We start from the raw sequence: 17,996 nt of genomic DNA on the forward strand, positions 1-17,996 counted from the left end.
TGGGGCGGCGACTTGAACGGCAAAACGGCGGGCTGGGACGATCGGGACGACCCCGGTCGGCAGGCTACATTCGCGGTTTTGCGAATTTAACCTTTTCGATCAGTTTGACAATTTGGTTGCCGTCTTTGTACCCACTGACCGCAGTGAACGCCCGGATCACGTTTTCGTATCGCAGCGAATAGTCCGCATCGATTTCAATTTCGGGGCCATCGTCGCCTTCAATCGGCGCCGTGGTGCCCACGATATCAACGATGCTGGCACGCAAACGATCAAACGCCGCGGGGTCATTGCCCAAAGGCGAATCGTTCAACAACATCGCCGACAAATTGCCATTGGCGTCGGCGGTCATCCGCAATTTCAGTGGTAAATCGGTCGGGTCGGTGACGGCGGCGGCATCGCTGGCCAATGGCATTCGGACGCTGAAGTCGCCCTCCATTTCGACGATCTTGAACGTCATTACAAAGAAGATCAGCAGCAAGAACACGACATCGATCATGCTGGTCATGTTCAGTTGGTTTTTTTCCGCGTCACGTTCGCCTCGGATTCTCATGATCGATCCTCCTTGGCGCGTAGCTGAAAGTTTTCCAACTGTTGTTCTTGAGCCACTTGGATGATTTCCTGGACTTTACCCGTTGCGGTGTCTTTGTGTGCGCGAATGATCACATTGGCGTCGGCCGGTGATTTGCCTTCGGCTTTGATCACAGACAACTCGCGATTCAAACCGATCCGCAACGTTTCGGTGGTGTAATCGTCTCCGCCCAAAAAGATCTGACCGTCTTTGGCGACGTGCAGGATGATCGGAAACTCCAACGGCGCATCCGGCGGTTTGACCAATTGGCTGTTGGGTAACACGACGTTGTCGTTGGATTCCGTTTGGGCAAAATTGATCAGCACCATAAAGAAAGCGATCAACTGGAACGTCATGTCGATCATCGGCGTCAGATCGCCTTCGGCCAGATCGATAGGCTTTCGCTTCAGACGCATTTACTTCGCCGTGTTGGTTTGGGGTTTCCAGTCTTCAAAACGGCTCATCAAGTTTTCACTGGTCACGCCGACTTCCAACAGCAATCGGGCCACTCGGTTTCGCAGCACGTTGTAAGCAGCGATCGCGGGAATCGCGACCGCCAATCCGACCAGCGTCGTGAACAGTGCCGTGGAAATGCCGCCGGCCAATTCAGCCGGCTTCGGAGTGGATCCACCGATGGCAATCGTTTGGAAAGCACTGATCATCCCCTGAACGGTTCCCAACAGACCAATCATGGGGCTCAGGTTACCGATCAACGCCATGTAGCTCAGGCGATGTTCCAGCTTCATGCTTTCTTCTTCGCCGACTTCCTGCATGCCTTCGATGGCCTTGTTGTATCCGCGTGACAGTTTGGCCAATCCGGCTGACAAGACCTGTCCCAGGACAGATTCATCGGTGCGTGCCAAGTCGTACGCCGCCTGGAATTCTTTGTTGTTCAGCTTTTCCTCGAAACCGTCGACCAGTTCTTGCGGGCACAAGGTTTCCCGGCGTGCGGCGACCAGATTGGTGACGAACAATGACAACAGGGCAACCGACAACAACAGAAAGACGCCCATGTAACCCGGCCCCAGCGATTCGTAGGTCCAGCCCAACAGGGTTTTGCTGCCGCCAGATGAATCGTCGTCCCCCGCGGCATCCACATCCGGGGCGGCGTCGTTCGCCGGCGGTGCGTCTGCCGGAGCCTCCGCAGCCGGAGCATCGCCGAATTCCAAGTCGGCCGCGTCCTGGCCCAAGACCAAGGGGCAATACGCGATCAGGACCAGCCAAGCCAAAGCGGCCGCACCGGCCGATCGCATCCAAGGTGTCATTCGTTCAAGCATCTTTAGGGGTCGGCAATCAGAATCCGAGAAACGGGTGGGTCAAGAAAAGCATGTCGGGCGACGGGACGCCCGCGGAAATTGGTTCACCGCAGAACCGCAATATAGTCTTCATTGGGCATATCCCGGATAGCGCTGGCTTAATTCCTGTTTTGCCTTTGCGCCACGTTCCGGTTTTCCGACTTTCGCCCAAAGTTGTGCCAAATGCGACAGTGACTCGGCATGGGATTGGGGAACGCTATTGAACATCAGTTCGGTATGCAGGAATGCCAGGACGGCGCCTTCGAAATCACCGGTTGCTTCGAAGATCATGCCGCGACTGTTGTAGACCTTGGATGCCAATTCCAGGTCCAGTGGGTCCAAGTCTTCCAGCACTGCATCGGCCAACTTGATTGCTTCGTCGTTGCGTCCGGACTTTGCGTAACATTCGGCAAGCTTGATGCGGCCCAGCGTTTTGGTTTTTGCCAGGGCGACGCTGTCCGCTTCGATGCCGGCGACCTGTTGCAAGTCTTCCGCGGCGGCCTCGGTGTCGCCTTTGGCCAGTTTTGCCGTTCCCGTCAAGTATTTGGAACGGACTTTGGTGTTTTTTGTCGGGGCCGAAGCGAGCGATTTGAAATAGGCGATGGCCCGATCATTGTCACCAAGTGCCAGCGCGAGTTCGCCCAGCATTTCGGCGGTCTGATAGAAATGCCAGCTGTTCGAATTTTCGCCGGCGAAGGCTCGCAATCCCGCGACGACCGATTTGCGATCTCCGCGACCGGACAACGCCAACTTTGCTTGGCACAATAGGCGATAAAACTGTACCTCGGTCCCGATCACCTGGCGTGGCACGTCATTAGGATCGACCGACTTCAGTTCTTCGAGGGCTTCTTCGTACTGGCCTTCCAGTGCGAACTGGCGACCTTTGACCAAGCCCGGTGGGTCGCCCTGCAGCAGCACCTTTTGGATATCACCGGCGGGAATGTTCTCGGTCTTGCCACCCGCCTTGAACGAAATTCCCTGACGAACCACTTTCTCCAAACGGCCGCTCATCACATCGCCGTTGTTCAGATAAACACGATCCGATTGCCCGCTGGCCGAGGTGCACCACAAACACGCGATGGCCATCGCTGTAAGCATGACCAGCCGGGACGATCGATTCGATCCAAGGTTGGTTCGTTGGTCAATTCGCATCATCGAAACTGTTGTTTGGGGCGGCAACGGCCGAAGGGAATCGGAAATCATGGAGTCATTTAGACGAAAAGACAGAGTTCGAACGAAGGATTTTGGGACGGTCGTGCAAAGCCGCTGAAGAGGAATCATTTGTTTTCTTCCAAACCGACCGCCGGGATACCCGCCGCGGTTTGAATGCGTTTGAGCAGGACATTGAACTTCTTCTTTTGTGCAGGCCCCCCCATGTCTGGATAAATCGCATGCACTTGGGTGATGTCCCGAATCGCTTGTTGAATCACGCGATTGTCGTTGGTCGCTTTGCCCATCAGGAACCGACAAAGGGCAACGTGGTACCGAGCGTCAAAAAATGTGTCACGAAACTTTGGTGATCGCGAGGTCGCCGAACTGATCTTGCCCCAGCCCCAGATGGTGTTTTTTCCATCCTCGCCCGGACGTCCGCCCAGCATGGCCGCCGAATAGGCCTTACCGGCAAGCGCAGGGCGAATGCTGCCGGCCCATTGTTCATACGTCAGTGCGGCTTCGACCTGCGCGTTCAGCATTTGTGGCGTTTCGCTCAGAACCGACTGAAATGCGTCCAAGGCGGCGGAATAATTTCCCAGCAATCGATTGGCACGTCCGCGTTGAAAACGCAACGCCGCCGAAGGCTTCGCTTCCTTTTCCGCCAATTTGTCCAAAGCGTCCGATGCCGTTTGAATCAGTTTTAATGACCGACCGGTTGCCTTCTGTTCGCCCGGCTGCATCAACGATTCCCCCAGAGTCAGCGACTCTTGGGCGACCCATTGGATGATGTCGGGATCGTTTGCGGTGGCACCGATGCGTTGCAGGAAAAGCTCAAAAGCTGTGATGAATCCATCACGCTGATTGGGGGCTGCGGATTCGATGTCGTCGCGTAAGTCACGCGCCAACGTGAACAGCGTGTTGGTCAAGCGGTCTTTGGCACCCGATTTATCTGCCGCTTGACGGAGATTCGTCATGGCAGCGTCGATTTGCTTGAACAGATCTTGTCGTCGCGACAAGTTGCCGACGTCTTGCTTCAGCAGAGCGACCAAAGCGTTCAATTCGGTGGCATAGACGTCCGTCAAGAACGATTCGGTCGGCGGATTGACCTTGCCGACCGTCGTGATCGGACCGTGGACCGGATGGCGGAGCGTTTTCACCGCATCATCCGGTGCATCGGATCGTAACTGGGCCTTGGCAAGGGCCAGAGAGGCAGCGATCGCCTCGGGGGCGACCAATTTTCCGACGATCGCATCCAGGCCGTCATCCAGCATGCCGATCGATCGTTGACGCATCGCGTCGGCAGCTTCTGCTTGCTGGTCACGACGCAGTTTGGAACTTTCGGTGAAGAAGACTTGCCCGGCCAAACGCTTCATCGCACCTTTTTCTGGGCCGTCGGGCAATTCATTGATCAACGTTTCAGCATCGTCCCACTTGTCTTTCCGCAAGGCGATACGAATCATCACGCCCTGTGCTTGGGCCGTTTGTGGATCGCCGGGCCAAGTCTTGGTCAAATACGATCCCAGGGTTCGAACCTGAGATGCCAGCCCATCATTGATGTCGTCACCCGATTCGACCAATAACTGTTGCAATGCCGACAGGGCCCACAGACCACAGGTCTTGCCGATTTCGGTGCCCGGTGCGGCGTACGCGGTGAAGGAGCCGACCGCCGCGGTTTCGCGATATCGACGTTCCTGCAGCAGCAAGTAGGTCAAGTATTGTCGCGCATCGTTGGCCAAGTTCAGATCGGTCGACTGGTCCACCAAGCCCAGGCCTTGTGTCAGCATTTCAATGCCCTTGGTACGCGCCGTGGTGAGGGCCTTTTCCACGTTGCGGATTTGGTCTTCCGGAGCCTTTGCGGCCGTCAGTTTTTGAATCTCGGTGGTCAACGTTTCGACTTGGTCCAAAATCTGGCGTGTCGCCAAGACAGCATCGTCGATGCTGGCGGGTGTATCGATTTCGACATCCGCAATTTCAGATCGTTCGATTCCGATTTCGGCCAAACGTTCTTTCACCGCCGCTTGGTGCGTCCCGGCAACTTTCTCCGCCGCCAACAACAAGCGGCGGGCATCGGTGACGTGCCGTTTGCGAATGGTCGCATTGATGCTCTCGTCTTTTGATTTCGAAAGGTGAGCGTCGGCCAAGGCCAAGCGAAAGTCTTGAACCGCGGGCAATTCGGCTTCGTCGGGGCGCAGAGAATCGGCGATGCGTTTGGCGCGATCCAGCACGACCGGAAAGTCAGCGGACGATTCATCGGTGGCGATCTGTAGCAATCCCGTGATCGCCTTGATCTTGCCTTCCCGCAACGGGTCCGCTTCGGGCTGTTCCAGCATTTCCAAATAGCTGGCTTTGGCGGCTTCAAATTTTCCCGCAACCTGCTGGACTTGTCCGCGTGAGACGGCGGCCAATGCGCCCGGAACGTAGTCGCCGTATTTGTCCATCAGCTCGGAGAACTGCGATTCGGCGCGTTCCAACAGCTTGCTGCCTTGCTTGGACGGATCGTCGTAGGTTTTTGCCGCCGACAATCGGGCCTCGCCACTGCTCAGTTGGGCCTGCAAAAATTCATAGCGAAAGCGATCACGCTGCGCGACTTTTTCGGGTTCTTTGGCAGCATCGATCTTCTGCCCACGCATGTCGCGCAGGGTGTCGCGAAGGTTTTCGGTGATCGTGTCGAATGTGACCGCGGCGTCTTGGTAGATCGATCTCGCCTGTTCCCGCTGCTGTGGTGTCGGATCGGCGGCCAGCAATTGACCGGCTCGGACCAATTGCAAACGTCCTAACTGCAGTCTTGCTTCGGAGGTGCGGGAATGATCCGGATACTTTTTGATGAAGGCCTGAAGTTGTTCTTCGGCCAGGCGAAAAGCGTTTTCCTGTTCGTCGGCTTGGCGAGCCGACAAAGCGGAATCGACGAAGACTTGAGCCCGTTCCAGGTCGATCGATTGACGCCACTGTGGATCGATCCCCGGATAGCGATCGATTCGGTCCAGGTACGCGGTGGCCATATCGAAATAGCCCGCTTGCCGCAGCGCATCAAGAAACCGTTTCGACGGTTCGCCGGCGGTCACGGTCGGTGACCATCCCAATTGGATTGTCACAATCGCCACGACAGAAAAAAAACAGCACCCAACCCCACGCGATCGACGCGCGTTGGTCGGTGAAAGCCGGTCCAATGGTCCGGCATCGGAGACGTCGCGATTCATAGGATAAGAGGTTAGTGGAATAGGATCGGGGACGACGTTCCGGGATGCGAAGACGTGTCTCGGATCAGATGCGGGTGCCAAAATCCTGGCGTGACGGGTCGATCGGATCACCCCACACCAGCCACTCCGACGAAGCGACACAGCGACTCCTATCCGTAAGGGCGATTCCTGGAGCCAAAGCGGACAGCAAATTGACGCGGCATCCCGGTCAATCCTTTCTTTTCACACCCACGTAAAATACACCTTAAGGTCGGTCGGAACCCGCTTCAAGCGATTGGCCGGTCCGCTTCGCCCCCAAATCCAAATGTCTCATGCGAATACCGTCACAGTTGGACCAAGACGGCCTTTACCCCATGCCAGGACGGCGATTTGCCGCGTCCGGAGGCCGGCCCGGGGGGGGGCAGTCTTGGCGAAAAGTCATTCGCTTGGCGATCGCACTGGCCCTCGTGCTGGTGGTCATGGGCCGAGCAGCGGATCCGAAATACTACCGCGTGTTCTTTCCCGAATCGCCGCAAAAGGTCGCCTTTGCTGCATCGGAACAGCCAGCCATTCGGCCCGATTCGCCTCAGCAATCACCGTCAGGCAATGCCGTCGACGAAGCAATCGCGGGACATGGCGACGCCGCGGAAGCCCCGATGGCAAAACCCGAACTTCTGGATTCCGGATCAGATCCCGTCGCGGAAACCGAGCCATCCAGCCGGGAATCGCTGAAAGGTGCCGGGAACGTATCGGATGAAGAATTGGCGCAGATGCTGGAACGCGTCGTCGACGGCGCAACCTGGCGTGGCGAAGACAACGAAGCGTTTCGGACGCTAAGGGCAATAGCCGATCGGGCATCGGCTGAGGATGCTGCGGAGATCGGTGTGTTGCCCCTTTTGCAGCAACCGGACCTATACCGTGGATCGAAGGTTCGCATTCGCGGAAAAGCCGTACGATGCGATGTTGTCGAAGACTACTTTCAAATTTGGATCAAGCCGGCCGATGGGACGAACCGCCCTGCCCTGGCAATCGTCAACCATGTTCCCGGTTCGTTGCGGAAACTATCGGGCGGCACCTACACCAATGGCCCCGAATTGGAAGTGATCGGGCGCTTTATCAAGCGTTTGGCCTATCGATCGGGGAAAGGTGCGGATGTCGTTCCGGTGGTCATCGGTCGGATTGATCAGATTGAACGATCGGCCGTTCCGGATGCTCTGTCCGCTTCCAATGCTTCGACGCCTATTTCCGCGGGCACATGGATTTGGTTTGCCGCGGCGTCAGCGGCGGGTGTCTTGCTGGCGGCCGGCATCTTCTGGCACAGCCAGCGTCAGTCCCGGCGCATTCGCGAACAACGTCAATCCGGTCGTGACAGCAGCTTGCACCTGAGCGTTTGGGTGTTGTTTTGGTGTCTGGTGGCTTCAGGCGAGAACGTACTGGCGGATTCCGCGCTGGAACTGATCAGTGGTTTTGATTCGGCACGCATGGAGAATGTCTTTCCCGTCGACGGTGAAGCGGTCGGGGAATTGGCGAAGCTCGTTTACCGACTGGATCGTCTGGACCCCACGTCGTTGGCCTCTCACGCGAATGCGGCTTCGCTTGACCAAGAACTCGGCTTGGGGGATGTGTCCGCTTTCCGAGGGAATGTGGATCAGATTCAGTCGATCCCGATCCCAGCGGATCTTCGGTCCTACTTGGAATTTCCCAAACTTTATCAGCTGATCATCCGGCCAACGGAATCACCGAAGGAAGCGTGGGCGGTGATCAGTTCGGCCGTTCCACCCGATTTGCAGACCGGCGATGTTGTTTGGGGCGTCGGTGTCAGCGTGCTGGGAACCGCGGTCGACGACATGGTGGTGCCGATACGATGTGCCTTGGCGACCGGTGGCCTTTCATGGCAGCCGCAAGAGATTCGCTCGGTTGGTTGGCGATTGCTGGCCGATCAGGGGTTCGATCTGGGTTTGCTGGATGACATTCGGCGCGCGAATCGGAAGCCGTTGCGGGCGGAAGATCAAAGGTCGTTCTACGCGATGATGGATGCATCCCGATACGTCACCGGCGACACGCCCACCCCCAAACGTGTGCCGATCGTTGACCTGTTGACCCAGCCGGAACGTCTGGCCGGTGACTACGTTCGAATCGACGCAGAATTGGTTCGCGTGACCAGAGTGCAGGTGGCAGCCGCGAGACAAGCGATCGGTGAGGTTTCCACAGCGTCGTACTATCAGCTGGACGCAATGGGAAATGTCGGTGACGTCGAAATTCAGATCGAAGCACCTGACGGCGGTGGTCCACCGCTGCGTTTGAAGAATCGCTTTCCGGTTTCCATCGTCGTCAACGAACTACCCGATTTCTTGAAAGTGGCGATGGCCGGCGATCCGGTCACCGCGGCGGTTCGCCAACCGGCGGTGGTCGATGGCTTCTATTACCGTCTGTGGAGCTATGAATCGGATCTTTCGCAGCGGGCACAGGGATCGTCGAACCAGTTAAGTCCCCTGATCATCGCGACATCGATCGATTCACGTTTGGTTCCCGAAGGTGATCCGATCGGTGTCGGGAGAATCGGATGGTTGGTCACCGGAGCCATCTTGCTGGGGGCGGTCGCGATCATCGTCTGGAACATGATGAATCGACGACGCGATCGAGTCGCAGGGCTGTCACGGCCCGAGCCCGAATTTGACCTGAACCGGCTGAATCCGGAAGACTAGCAGAGATAGTCCTGGCGTAGTTGCTGCAGGAAACTGAGCAGGGGCCTCGGTTTTCCACCGACGTCCAGCAATCCACTGTGGCTGTTGACGTGTGGTTCGGCATCGGACCAGCCGTCCCAGACGATTGCGTGCACGCAGTGTTTAGCCAGCAGTGCCTTCAACAATGGAACTGCGATCTCGGATTGCTGGGTGCCGCCATCGGTCCCCGACGCGGCGGGAAGGTTTGTATCACTTGGGGCCGTCGCGTTGGGGTCGATTCCGCTGCCGCCCGGTACGCCCATGTGCACCATCAACGGCAACCCGAGGGTCGACCACCGGTCAATCATTAGGCTGAAATCGACAACCGAACGTGGGTCGGTGTGGTCGTCGCGATAGTGGTACCGCAGATCCAATCCCAGTCCGGCCATTCCCAAACCGCTGCGGGCCAAAGCATCCGCAAAGTGCAGCGGTGAAATTCCGTTGCGTTCGCGTGAAAGATACTCTCCAAACGGCTGGTCGAAACTCATGATCGCCGGTGTGCCGGGATCCAAGCGACGGACCGTCTGCAGAATGCCGACGGCGATCCGCATCGCCTGTTCGTCGTCCAAACGGATCGGGCCTTGGGTGTTCAGCCCACTGGCACAATTCCAAAGATGAACCTTGCCCTTGAGTTCCTTCACCGTCTGCTCGGCGAACTGGATGATCGCGGTCAGCAAGGTTTCAAAGTTGTCTTCCAGCACGTACAGCCAGTGCGGCATCAAGCGGGTTCGAAAGTCGATCAGGGGACCACCGACCACTCGCAAGCCGTTTTCAATGCACCAGTCGATACTTTGCCTGGCCGCATCAAAATCGTAGCGGCCGTGGTCGTTTTCGATGTCGCCCCAATTCAACCGCACCATCGCGGCATTGAACGTCTGCTTGAACGCATCACGTGACGTTTCCGATGTAGGACCGGGGGGCAGGACCGATGCGGCGACCATCGTTCCGATCCGCGGTTCCTGGCGTTTGCGAAACGCGATCGATTGCGTGGTGTAGCTGTCGCCCAGACGGTCGATAGCTCGCTCGAAAAACTCGATCGCTTCCAAAGCGGCTTCGGGCGGGGAGCCCTTGCGGTCACGGTCACGCACCGAATCCAGGAAACGCTGAACGCCTTGGCGGACCAGTTGGTCGAACTGTTTGTCCAGGGTCAGGCCCGCGCGTCGCCAGATGTCCGCTTGGTTTTGAGCACGGTAACAACAACCGCGGGCCAATTCGACGAACAGTGAATACGGTTCCTGTGACTCGCGTAAGCTACAGGTGCTAAGCGTGCGGGGCCCTAAATCGCCGACCGGACAGACCAGATGCAATTTGCCGGAGGAATGGATCGCACGGCTGAGCGTCAGACGCGGCGCTTGATACTTCACCTGGCACTGCCAGGGAATTCCCTCGATGCCACATATGTACGCTTCTGACCAGCGTGTTTGGTCAAATAGTGATTGCGCCGAAGATGGGACTTCGAAGTGAATTTGCCCCATGGGCCAATGACCAACCAACCGACGGATACGAACTAGGCGAATTTTAGGGAAACCGACTCTGTCCCCAATCCGACCGGACGTGTCGGATTGCCGAGGGCGGGTTATCTTAGCCGCCTCACTTTGAACCTGCGAGACAGCCTGACGATGAATCCCGAATCCGAAAACCCGTCCGCCCAGATTCCCGCAAACTCTTCGGATCTTTATCAGTTCGACGGCAATGGGGCACTTCTGTCAACGGCTTTGCCGCTCCCCCGCCGCAGCGGTAAGGTTCGCGATGTTTACGATCTGGGCAGCCATCTGTTGATCGTCAGTACCGATCGAATCAGCGCGTTTGACTACATTCTGCCCAATGGCATTCCAGGCAAAGGCGAATTGCTGACCCGGATGAGCGGGTTTTGGTTCGATTCATTGGACGTCCCCCACCACCTGATCTCACTGGATGTTCCGGAAGACCTGGCGAACCAGTTTGATGTGACGCCGCTGGCCGGCCGAATCATGTTGACCGCCAAAGCCGACGTGGTGCCCTTTGAATGCGTCGTTCGTGGGTACCTGGAGGGCAGCGGGTGGCGTGAATATCAGGCCGGCGGTTCGGTCTGTAGCGTCGAATTGCCGGCGGGCCTTCGGCAATGTGATCGGTTGCCCCAGCCGATTTTTACTCCGGCGACCAAAGCCGACGAAGGTCACGACGAAAACGTGTCGTTCGACGTCATGGCGGCGGCACTGGGGGCCGAGCGTGCGAGCCATCTTCGCGGCCTCAGTCTGCAGGTCTTCAGCCGCGCCAGCCAGATCGCGGAAGACAAAGGCATCATCGTCGCGGACACCAAGTTCGAATTCGGTGTCGTCGATGGCGATCGGGTCATCTTGATCGACGAAGTGTTGACGCCCGACAGTTCGCGGTTCTGGTCGGCCGATGTTTATCAGCCCGGTCATTCGCAACCGTCGTTTGATAAGCAATTCGTTCGTGAATACTTGTCGCAATGCGGTTGGGACAAAAACAGTCCGCCGCCGGTGCTGCCCGCGGAAATTGTCGAAAAGACAGCCGAGAAGTATGCCGAAGCGTATCGTCGACTGGCATCGTGATGGCGAAGCGGTCGCGGTGATTCGGCGATGGGCTTTCTTCGCGCGGACGATACGGACGACCGCCTCAGGGCAATTCGTCCAGCGTTGGCGGTTCGGGCCGATGCTTTTCGTAAAACTTCGTGATGTCCAAACTGGCCCGACGTTCTTCTTCCATCAACTGAATGCGTGATTCCAAACGCTCGATACGTCGAGCCATTTGCGGAATCAGATCGATCGTTTCGTCGATCGGTTTGGGGCGCGGGACTTCCGGGTATCCCAGATGCCGATGCATGGCGGAAAACAGATAGACCGGATCTTTACGGCGGTTTGCCAATGCAATGCGGCCTTCCTTCTGGCCGAACAGGAACGGCCCCTTTCCGTCCAGCGGTAAGCCTTTTTCCTGCAATTGCGATTTGTAATACGTGCTGGCCAAATAAAGCAGATCGGCGAAATCAACCAGTCCGATTTGAGCCCGAAGATCCAAGATCCATTTGGCAAACGGCCGTGAATAGATCGGGTCACCGCTCATCGCCGTCAGCCCGCGGTCATAGTTCAGCCGATTTCGACACAACACTTCGAACTGGAAGAAGAAGGCCGCTTGGGATTCCGCCGGCGGATCATCGGTGACGTCATAGCCGGTCGGGCGTGCCGGTTGGTCGTCATTGCCACCGCGAGTCGGGGCACCGATTCGTGAACGAAATTCCGCGTCACCTTGCAGGACCAGCAATGCGGATCCGATGCTGAAACGTCCCGTGTCCTTTTCCGATTCGCTGATCAGATAAGTTTGAAACGGGGTGAAGTAGTGTCCCAATCGGCTCATCGCCGGTGACATCAAACCGCTGTGTTTCAGTTCGGTCAGCAGAAACGAAATGGCCAACGGCAAATTCGTCGTCGACAACAATTCGTGCCGAGTCTGTTCCAGCAGTTCCTGCATCGGGACTTGCTTGGCGATGCGTTCGCCCAGCAATTGAAACAGAAAGGCCTGTTCGACGTATTCGGTGCGGTCAAGTTTGGGGCTGGGTGACAACAAATGGCGAATCGTCGACGTGGGGAATCGGGCTCAGTTCGCGGATCAAGCGTCGTCGTACTTGCCCACGACGATGCAGGCGTTGTGGCCGCCGAATCCGAAACTGTTGCTCATCGCAATTTTGACATCAACATTGCGTTTCGTGTTCGCACAGTAGTCCAGGTCACACTCCGGATCCGGGTTCTGCAGATTGATCGTCGGGGAGATCGTGGACGTTTGCAACGTCTTGCACAAAATGACCGCTTCGATCCCACCGCTGGCGCCCAGCGAATGGCCCAGAGCGCTCTTGGTGCTGCTGACGACCAGGTTGTCGGCGTGCGATCCGAAGACCCGGCGGATCGCCCGGGTTTCGGCTTTATCGCCCAGCGGCGTGCTGGTTCCGTGGGCGTTGATGTAATCGATCGATTCCAGCGGCAAACCGGTGTCGGTGATGGCCGCATTCATGGCCGCCGCGGCACCGGTTCCCTCCGGATCCGGGGCGGTGATATGGCCGGCGTCGCTGGTCGTGCCGTAACCCAGCACTTCGCCGTAGATCTTCGCCCCACGATCAAGGGCGTGCTGCAGTTCTTCGAAAATCAACAGGCCCGCACCTTCGCCCAAGACGAATCCGTCGCGATCGGCGTCGAAGGGCCGGCTGGCTTCGGTGGGGGCTTCGTTCCGGGTCGAAAGCGCCTTCATGTTTTGGAATGCGGCCAAGCCCATGCCGGTGATCGCTGCTTCACTGCCGCCGGTGACGACGACGTCCGTTTCACCCAGGCGAATGCTGCGCAGGGCATCACCCATCGCGTTGGTGGCGCTGGCACAGGCGGTGGCCACCGCGTAATTGGGACCGGTCAGGCCGTAGGTGATGGAAATATTTCCGCCGGCGGCGTTCAGCATCATCTTCGGGACGGTGAAGGGGCTGACGCGATCCGGGCCCTTGGTCAGCATGCGGCCGATTTGCATTTCGATTTCGCCCAGGCCGCCGATGCCGCTGCCCAGGATCACACCGCAACGTGAGCGATCCATGCTGGTGAAATCGATGCCGCTGTCGGCGACCGCTTGTCCGCATGCATGGACGGCGAACTGGGTGAATCGGTCCAGCCGCTTGGCTTCTTTGGGTTCGACGTATTCGGTCACGTCGAAATTCGGAATGTCCCCGCCGAAGTGGATTTTGTATCGCGACGTGTCCATGGTGGTCAGTTCATGGATGCCGCTTTGACCGGCGGTCAATTGATCCCAAAACGTCGGAACGTCTAATGCGATTGGCGAAACAACACCGAGACCGGTGACGACAACACGACGTGACTTCGAATCGGGCATGATAATGGTGCTGTGGATGCCAAGCGGGGCGTGATGTGTTCCGCGTGTCTTGCCCGTCCCCGCTGGCGATTGCGACAGGCGGGCCAGATCAGCGGCCCGAGATGGCGTGGGGATCCGGCCGTGACGGGCATCATTTCGGATCGGGAAAAGAAATGTCGAACTTTGGTGGCACGGGCGGCGTTAAAAATTGCCGCCGATTCAAATGAATCAACCACGTGTGTCCGGTTTTGGGGCACGTGACGGTTTCGAATGCAAAGGAACTTTTTCTAGTCGCTGACCCATCGAGCGATGGCGACCGTAGATTCCGAAGATTCGAAACCGTGCCTTGGATGGACCGCAAAACGCGGTCCGGCGATCAGGCGTCTTCGCCCTTGGCGGATTCGATGAAGTCGACCGCTTCGCCGACCTTTTGAATCTTCTCTGCCGATTCGTCGGGAATGCTGATATCGAATTCTTCTTCCAACTCCATCACCAATTCGACGGTGTCCAGAGAGTCGGCGCCCAGATCGTTCACGAACGAGGTTTCGCGAGTGATCTTTTCTTTATCAACGCCGAGTTGTTCCGCGACGATGTCAACGACGCGTTCTTCAATACTAGCCATGGGCTGGGTTCCAAAAATTTTCGTTTATCAGGTTGGGACGGGGGGCTGTCACAGCCGATCGAATCGCAACGACTGGTTGACGGCTCATGGATTCAAGGAGCCCAAGACTTCGCTTCGAATGCGCTTTCGACCCGTCGGCGTGGCAGGAAAGATAGGTGAAAGATTAGAAATCCGTCAAGAACGGGAAACTGGATCAAAACGTGCACCGCAGCGGGCCACCCGTCGGGGGCCCCGGTGCGGCTTGGGTTATTGGATCAGGCCGCCATCGACGACCAGCGTCTGTCCGGTCACGTAGCCGGCGTCCGCCGAGGCCAAAAACAGGACGGCGGCGGCAACATCTTCGGGTTTGCCCAGGCGTTTGGCGGGGATCCGTTTGGTGACTTCGCCCAGCACGACGTCGCCCAATTCGGCGGTCATGTCGGATTCGATAAAGCCGGGGGCGACGCAGTTGCAGGTCACGCCACGGCTGGCCAATTCCTTACTGATCGTTCGCGTCATGCCGATCATCCCCGCCTTGCTGGCGGAATAATTGGCTTGCCCGGCGTTGCCGATCAGACCCGAAACGCTGGCCATGTTGATGATTCGGCCGTACTTGCTGCGACGCATCAGGCCGGCCGCGGCGCGACAGCATACGAAGCAACTGGTCAGATTCGTGTCGATGACCGAATCCCATTCTTCGTCGCTCATGCCCCGCATCAATTTGTCGCGAGTGATGCCGGCGTTGTTGACCAGAATGTCCAGACGTCCGTGCGTCTTGTGGACCGACGCGATCGCGTCGGCGGCTGCTTGGCGATCGGTGACGTCACAGGCGACCGCTTCGGCTTTGCCGCCGGCAGCTTCGATTTCGCCGACCGTCGCAGCCAGCTTTTCAGCGTTGCGGGCCATGCAAACGACCGTCGCACCGTTGGCACCCAATGCGACGGCGACGGCTTTGCCCAGGCCCTGGGAGGCACCGGTGACGATGGCCACTTGGCCGGAAAGATCGATTTGGATGGGTTTGTTCATGGGGTTCCCGGTTTCGGTGTGACGCCCGAAGTCGTTTCGGGGCGACAGGGCAAAAAGGGGGCGTTGAAAAAGTGGCTGGCTTTGACGGAGGCGGCGTGATCGCTAATCGCCGAAACCGTCGGTGGGGAATTTTCGATTGATCCGCTTGAGCGTGCCTCGCAAGACGCGGCCGGTTCCGGATTCCAAAAATCCTTCGACTCCGTCGTCCATCATGCGGCGGATCGAGGCCTCCCAAAGGACCGGGTTGACCACTTGGCGGGTCAACAAGTCGCGAATCTCGTCGGCCTTTTGGTGCGGCGACGCATCCACGTTGCTGTAGACCGGGATGCGGGTGTCGCGGATCGGCATTTCCTGCAACGCCTGCTTCAGTTGATCCACCGCCGGGGCCATCAGGTCGGTGTGAAACGCACCGGCGACACTTAACGGAATCACCTTCATCGCACCGGCTTCGCTGGCCAGCGGTTCCAGCCGAACCAAGGCCGAAAGGTGTCCAGATGTGGCGATGTTCCCCGGGCACAACAGGTTGGCCGGACGCAGGATTTCGTCGTCCTGGCGGGCGGCGTCACAGACGGCGGTGACCTGTTCCAGGTCCAATCCGACCACGCTGGACATGCCGCTTTCGACCGCATCGGCTGCCGCCTGCATGGCTTGTCCGCGACGCTGGACCAATCGCAGGGCGTCGGCAAAGTCCAGGCCATCGGCGAAACACACGGCCGTGTACTCACCCAAGCTTAACCCGGCGGCTGCGACAATTCGCTGGGCCATTTCGGGCTGTTCATCGGCGTAAACCTTGGCCGCGGCGATGCCCGTCACGAACAAAGCGGGCTGGCAGAATTCTGTCTGGTTCAGCTTTTCCGCCGGGCCCTCGAAACAGAGCTGGGCCAAGTCGTAACCCAGGATTTCATTGGCTTGGTCAAAAAGCTCGCGGGCCAAAGATGCTCGCTCGGAAAGGGCTTTGCCCATTCCCGGAACCTGGGCCCCTTGGCCGGGAAACAGAATCCCGACCCGTTGCACGTCGAATGTCACGGCTGCTGTCCTTTCTGTCAGAACCGGCAGAGTCCGATTCTGTCCGTCGACGTCCGGCCACGGCGACGACGGTCCGAAGCACAGCATCAGCCGTCTAGGTCATCGCAATTATCAGCGGGAATGCACGTGTTTTGATCCCACCGTTCGCAGCGAACCGCCGACGTTGATGAAGTGTTTATTCGTCTTTGGGTTCGACCACGGTGCGGCCCATGTAATACCCACACTTGGGGCACATGGTGTGCGTCGGCACGGCCGCGGAACATTGCGGGCAATAAGCGATTTGACGTTTCTTGACGCGGTCGTGGCTGCGTCGCTTGCCCGTCCGGCTGTTGCTGTGTTTACGTTTTGGAACGGCCATCGTTGGCGGTCATTCAGAAAGAAGGGATGTTCGGTTCGAGCCGCGTAGCTTACGAACGCACCGTGGAATCTGTCAACGCGGCCCGCGGCAATTTCTGGGCCAAGATTTTTGAGGCCGGTCGATTAGGGACAATAGCCCCCGATCCGCCCAGTACCACCGAATCCTGAACCGCAAAATCGTCAGGCGATGTGCTCGGCTCGGACCCCGACCAGCATGCCCAGGTTGATTCGGCTGGCGGCCAAGAAAGTGAACTGCACGTCAGTCAGGCCACAGCGTTTGGCCCGCTGGGAACTGGTTTCCAAGTCCCAGACACGGCCGCCATCGGTTTCGATTTCCAGCCGCAATGCCTCCAGCGTTTCGGCCAAACTGGGCTTGGCCGGGGATGCAAACAGATCGATCACGACCACGCGACCGCCGGGTGCCGCCAAACGAGTGGCAAATTGAAGCAACCGGTCGCCCGTCGCTTCGTCATAGGCATGCAGTCGCTGTGCCAGCAGGACCAGGTCATAAGTTTTGCCCGCCCACGGATGCTCCGTCGCCGCTTGATCCATCGGCAATTCGGCGACCTCCGCCGGGTCGGCGGGATGAAAATCGAACCGTCGTGTCAGGTCGATACTGGCCGCCATGTTGGCCGCCGCCACACGCGTCGCTTCATCGTCGACCGCGGTGATCGTCGCGCCGACGTCGCGAAACGCCATCGCACAACTCCAAACCGCACTGCCACACCCCAGGTCCAAGATTTTGGGTCCACGCGGTTCGTCGGCGCCACCGATGTTCAGGATTTCAGCCGCTTGAATCGCCGAAGCGGTGTGCACCCACTGGGTGGCCGCGGTGGCATCGAAATGGTCGCGAGCGCGAAAGGGCGCCGCGTCGTCCCCGCGGACCTTGTCGGCCAACTGACGCCATCGCCCGTCGCCGAGATCGCTGTCGTATTGGCACAGCAGTTGCGCCACCGGCGCGAGTGCAAAGTCGTCGTCGTACTGCTGGACAATGCCGGTCCGCACCAAGGTGGCCAACAATAAACGAGCCGGCTCCGAACGCAGGTTGAGTTCCTGGCAAAGCTGTTCCAGTGTCCGCTGGCCGTCACGTAATCCGTCCAGCAAGCCGACTTGTTTGGCGGTTCGCAACACGTGCGATACCGCATTCAACTGCATCAGTTCCTGGTACTGGTCGATGGTTTGGTCTTGGGCGGACAACGGCTTGGCGGCTTTCGGTGGTCAAAAAGAATT

Annotated in this window: 15 protein-coding genes; 2 read left to right on the top strand and 13 right to left on the bottom strand. The window is 58.2% G+C overall.

Annotation, left to right across the window (positions count from 1 at the left end; all coding sequences use genetic code 11):
- Window positions 1–64 precede the first annotated feature (64 nt).
- From HFP54_RS00345 to HFP54_RS00365, 5 genes are all read right to left on the bottom strand, one after another.
- The gene (locus HFP54_RS00345) at window positions 65–550 is read right to left on the bottom strand and encodes an ExbD/TolR family protein (protein ID WP_146411333.1); all 486 of its coding nucleotides are present in this window, start codon (window positions 548–550) and stop codon (window positions 65–67) included.
- Window positions 547–984, bottom strand: a complete 438-nt coding sequence (locus HFP54_RS00350; protein ID WP_146411336.1) for an ExbD/TolR family protein — start codon at window positions 982–984, stop codon at window positions 547–549. The genes HFP54_RS00345 and HFP54_RS00350 overlap by 4 nt, the downstream gene beginning before the upstream one ends.
- Window positions 985–1,845 (bottom strand): MotA/TolQ/ExbB proton channel family protein, encoded by an 861-nt coding sequence (locus HFP54_RS00355; protein ID WP_168563657.1) that lies wholly within the window; start codon window positions 1,843–1,845, stop codon window positions 985–987.
- 108 nt (window positions 1,846–1,953) lie between these two features.
- Window positions 1,954–3,018 carry a tetratricopeptide repeat protein gene (locus HFP54_RS00360; RefSeq protein WP_168563658.1) on the bottom strand — a complete coding sequence of 355 codons (1,065 nt, stop codon included), beginning with the start codon at window positions 3,016–3,018 and terminating at the stop codon, window positions 1,954–1,956.
- Window positions 3,019–3,140: 122 nt separating this feature from the next.
- Window positions 3,141–6,116 (bottom strand): hypothetical protein, encoded by a 2,976-nt coding sequence (locus tag HFP54_RS00365; protein WP_168563659.1) that lies wholly within the window; start codon window positions 6,114–6,116, stop codon window positions 3,141–3,143.
- 407 nt (window positions 6,117–6,523) lie between these two features.
- Here HFP54_RS00365 and HFP54_RS00370 point away from each other — a divergent pair, with 407 nt between their 5' ends.
- Window positions 6,524–8,896, top strand: coding sequence for a hypothetical protein (locus HFP54_RS00370; protein WP_168563660.1), 2,373 nt, complete (start codon window positions 6,524–6,526; stop codon window positions 8,894–8,896).
- Here the strand turns inward: HFP54_RS00370 and HFP54_RS25380 are convergent.
- Window positions 8,893–10,278 (bottom strand): endo-1,4-beta-xylanase, encoded by a 1,386-nt coding sequence (locus HFP54_RS25380; protein ID WP_315853820.1) that lies wholly within the window; start codon window positions 10,276–10,278, stop codon window positions 8,893–8,895. The genes HFP54_RS00370 and HFP54_RS25380 overlap by 4 nt on opposite strands.
- A 255-nt stretch (window positions 10,279–10,533) precedes the next feature.
- Between HFP54_RS25380 and HFP54_RS00380 the strand changes: the two genes are divergently transcribed.
- Complete coding sequence (locus HFP54_RS00380; protein ID WP_168563662.1) at window positions 10,534–11,469, top strand: phosphoribosylaminoimidazolesuccinocarboxamide synthase; 936 nt, start codon at window positions 10,534–10,536, stop codon at window positions 11,467–11,469.
- A gap of 64 nt (window positions 11,470–11,533) precedes the next feature.
- On the opposite strand, the gene HFP54_RS00385 is transcribed toward HFP54_RS00380, so the two are convergent.
- From HFP54_RS00385 to HFP54_RS00415, 7 genes are all read right to left on the bottom strand, one after another.
- Complete coding sequence (locus HFP54_RS00385; protein ID WP_168563663.1) at window positions 11,534–12,475, bottom strand: hypothetical protein; 942 nt, start codon at window positions 12,473–12,475, stop codon at window positions 11,534–11,536.
- Window positions 12,476–12,520: 45 nt separating this feature from the next.
- Window positions 12,521–13,777 (bottom strand): beta-ketoacyl-ACP synthase II, encoded by a 1,257-nt coding sequence (gene fabF / locus HFP54_RS00390; protein WP_168563664.1) that lies wholly within the window; start codon window positions 13,775–13,777, stop codon window positions 12,521–12,523.
- Window positions 13,778–14,132: 355 nt separating this feature from the next.
- The gene (gene acpP, locus HFP54_RS00395; protein ID WP_145302269.1) at window positions 14,133–14,378 is read right to left on the bottom strand and encodes an acyl carrier protein; all 246 of its coding nucleotides are present in this window, start codon (window positions 14,376–14,378) and stop codon (window positions 14,133–14,135) included.
- A 246-nt stretch (window positions 14,379–14,624) separates the two neighbouring features.
- Entirely contained in the window at window positions 14,625–15,383 is a 759-nt protein-coding gene (fabG, locus tag HFP54_RS00400) for a 3-oxoacyl-[acyl-carrier-protein] reductase (RefSeq protein ID WP_168563665.1), read from the bottom strand.
- A gap of 102 nt (window positions 15,384–15,485) precedes the next feature.
- Complete coding sequence (fabD, locus tag HFP54_RS00405) at window positions 15,486–16,409, bottom strand: ACP S-malonyltransferase (RefSeq protein WP_168563666.1); 924 nt, start codon at window positions 16,407–16,409, stop codon at window positions 15,486–15,488.
- Window positions 16,410–16,584: 175 nt separating this feature from the next.
- Window positions 16,585–16,767, bottom strand: a complete 183-nt coding sequence (gene rpmF / locus HFP54_RS00410) for a 50S ribosomal protein L32 (protein ID WP_145302258.1) — start codon at window positions 16,765–16,767, stop codon at window positions 16,585–16,587.
- A 179-nt stretch (window positions 16,768–16,946) separates the two neighbouring features.
- A complete protein-coding gene (locus tag HFP54_RS00415; RefSeq protein WP_168563667.1) occupies window positions 16,947–17,963 on the bottom strand; it encodes a class I SAM-dependent methyltransferase in 1,017 nt (338 codons plus the stop codon).
- Window positions 17,964–17,996: the final 33 nt, after the last annotated feature.

The organism is Crateriforma spongiae (assembly GCF_012290005.1).
Classification (GTDB): domain Bacteria; phylum Planctomycetota; class Planctomycetia; order Pirellulales; family Pirellulaceae; genus Crateriforma; species Crateriforma spongiae.

Excerpts from the sequence above, each read along its gene's own strand:
- HFP54_RS00345 (WP_146411333.1), bottom strand. The coding sequence starts at position 550 with ATGAGAATCCGAGGCGAACGTGACGCGGAAAAAAACCAACTGAACATG.
- HFP54_RS00350 (WP_146411336.1), bottom strand. The coding sequence starts at position 984 with ATGCGTCTGAAGCGAAAGCCTATCGATCTGGCCGAAGGCGATCTGACG.
- HFP54_RS00355 (WP_168563657.1), bottom strand. The coding sequence starts at position 1,845 with ATGCTTGAACGAATGACACCTTGGATGCGATCGGCCGGTGCGGCCGCT.
- HFP54_RS00360 (WP_168563658.1), bottom strand. The coding sequence starts at position 3,018 with ATGATGCGAATTGACCAACGAACCAACCTTGGATCGAATCGATCGTCC.
- HFP54_RS00370 (WP_168563660.1), top strand. The coding sequence starts at position 6,524 with ATGCGAATACCGTCACAGTTGGACCAAGACGGCCTTTACCCCATGCCA.
- HFP54_RS00380 (WP_168563662.1), top strand. The coding sequence starts at position 10,534 with ATGAATCCCGAATCCGAAAACCCGTCCGCCCAGATTCCCGCAAACTCT.
- fabF (WP_168563664.1), bottom strand. The coding sequence starts at position 13,777 with ATGCCCGATTCGAAGTCACGTCGTGTTGTCGTCACCGGTCTCGGTGTT.
- acpP (WP_145302269.1), bottom strand. The coding sequence starts at position 14,378 with ATGGCTAGTATTGAAGAACGCGTCGTTGACATCGTCGCGGAACAACTC.
- fabG (WP_168563665.1), bottom strand. The coding sequence starts at position 15,383 with ATGAACAAACCCATCCAAATCGATCTTTCCGGCCAAGTGGCCATCGTC.
- rpmF (WP_145302258.1), bottom strand. The coding sequence starts at position 16,767 with ATGGCCGTTCCAAAACGTAAACACAGCAACAGCCGGACGGGCAAGCGA.